The sequence below is a fragment of the Leisingera sp. F5 genome (genome assembly GCF_001593695.1).
This window is the reverse complement of record NZ_LUKH01000921.1, coordinates 1-1,463: the sequence shown is the minus strand read 5'-3', so window position 1 is coordinate 1,463 and position 1,463 is coordinate 1. Positions and strand designations below refer to the sequence as shown.

The following is a 1,463-nucleotide window of genomic DNA, read 5'->3' as shown; positions in this document are numbered from 1 at the left end:
CATAATGCTTGTACAGGCGGAAGGGCGCATTGGAGACATTGGCCCAGGGCTTGTCATAGCTCTGGAAGGTCTGGGCATCGCCCGGGCGCAGGCCGGTCACATTGCCCATGGTGATCTGCCTGCCGTCGTGCGTTTTGTCCGGGTAGAACTTCGCCCAGCCGTCCTCGGCCATGAACTCAGCGCAGCCGCCGTTGTCGCTGAGGAATAGGATCAGCGTGTTGTCGAACTGCCCGAGCCGTTTCAGGGCCGAAATCAGTGTGCCAACCGACTGATCCATGCGGTCCACCATCGCCGCATAGGTGGCCATCTTGCTGGCTTCCCAATCCCGGTTCTTTTCCTGTTCCCAGCCATGCACGGTGCTGTCACGCGGGGAGATGTCCCAGCTGCGCTGGAACACGCCTTGACCGTTCATCGTTTCGTGGCGCGCGGTGCGGATTTGGTCCCAGCCTTTGGCATAGACGCCGTCGTATTTTGCGATGTCCTCAGGGTGGGCATGCAGCGGCCAGTGCGGCGCAGTATGGGCGAGGTATAGAAAGAAGGGTTTCTCCTCCGCCACCGCGCCATCGATCATGCCGATGGCCTTATGCGTGATGGCGTCGGTGAAGTAGAAATCATCCGGGAAGGTTTCGACGCGGCTGTCATCCTCCAGCATGTAATGCGGCGAAAAGAAATGCGTCGCCCCGTCCATGATTCCGTAAAAGCGGTCAAAGCCGCGCTGGCGCGGTGTCGGATGCTCAACATCGCCGATCCGCCAGTGGTCTACGCTGCGGGGTTCGAAGTCGCCAGCCACATGCCATTTGCCGGACATCAGCGTGGCATAGCCGCTGGCGCGCAGATGCTCGGCAATGGTGGCGCTGTCGTTGCGCAGGAACCCCTGATAGGCAGGCGTGCCCAAATTCGCGCCCATATGCCCGACGCCGGCGTTATGCGGGTAGAGCCCGGTCAGAAGCGACGCCCGCGTCGGGCAGCAGCGGGCACAGTTGTACATCGCAGACAGCATCACGCCGCCCCGCGCGAGGGAGTCGATGTTGGGGGTCTGGATTTCCGACCCGGTGCAGCCGAGATCGGCAAAGCCCATGTCGTCCGCGAGGATCAGGATAACATTGGGGCGACTGATTTCTGCCTGAGGGTTGTTGTTAGTCATACCGGTACATTCACTAAGACTCAGGCTGCGGGAGCAGTCGCAAGCGGGCCGCCCTCAACGGTGACCCGATGCATCAGGCGGCGGAAGCCGTGATAGTCATTGATCGCCTTGTGCCAGGTGGCGCGGTTATCCCACATGGTAATGTCACCGGCCCGCCAGCGCACGCGGCATTGAAACTCCGGTTGCTGGCAGTGGGCATAAAGCATGGCCAGAAGCGCCGAGGATTCTTCCGGGTTCAGCCCTTCAATGCGGGTGGTGAAGACCGGGTTCACAAAGAGGCCGCGCCGTCCGCTCAGCGGATGGGTGATGACCACCGGAT

General features: G+C 61.4%; 2 protein-coding genes. Both read right to left on the bottom strand.

Going from position 1 to position 1,463, the window contains the following annotated elements:
* Positions 1 to 1,144: sulfatase-like hydrolase/transferase (locus tag A2I95_RS37470; RefSeq protein ID WP_291737525.1), on the bottom strand; the 1,144-nt coding region annotated here is incomplete at its 3' end.
* Between the two features lie 20 nt (positions 1,145 to 1,164).
* Positions 1,165 to 1,463, bottom strand: a 299-nt coding sequence (locus tag A2I95_RS37465) for a TauD/TfdA family dioxygenase (protein ID WP_291737524.1), incomplete at its 5' end; no start/stop codon positions are given.